The organism is Vibrio sp. 10N.222.52.B7 (assembly GCF_041474275.1).
Taxonomy (GTDB): domain Bacteria; phylum Pseudomonadota; class Gammaproteobacteria; order Enterobacterales; family Vibrionaceae; genus Vibrio; species Vibrio crassostreae_C.
The window spans coordinates 1-331 of record NZ_JBFRTU010000722.1; the positions used below are offsets into that span (position 1 = coordinate 1).

1 pseudogene is annotated in these 331 nt (G+C 42.3%); it reads right to left on the bottom strand.

Features of this window, described 5'->3' with window-relative positions:
• Window positions 1-331 (bottom strand): annotated as a pseudogene (locus AB4512_RS24985) (hypothetical protein); the annotation flags it as partial.

Genomic DNA, 331 nt, shown 5'->3' on the forward strand with positions numbered 1-331 from the left:
ACATAGAAGTTATACATCTCAGCTTTGTCGAAATAGAACCCATCAGCGTTACTCTCTTCCCATACCTGTTCACCTTCACCAAGTTCAGAAAAATCAGCAGCACTATAGGACTTAGGTTGTACGCTTTGATAGAAGGCACTTGATTCATTTGGATAAGCACAGCTATCGTAATAGTTATTGTCATACTGGCTACCAGTATTGAATTTAACTTTCATACAAACTTCGCGATGCTGAGCTACCTCATTGCTATAAACCCAAGCGGTTAATTTGGTATCAGATGCTGAAACCCGGGACGTTGGTAGCCCCTTAGAGTACCCATAGCTGCTCCCCA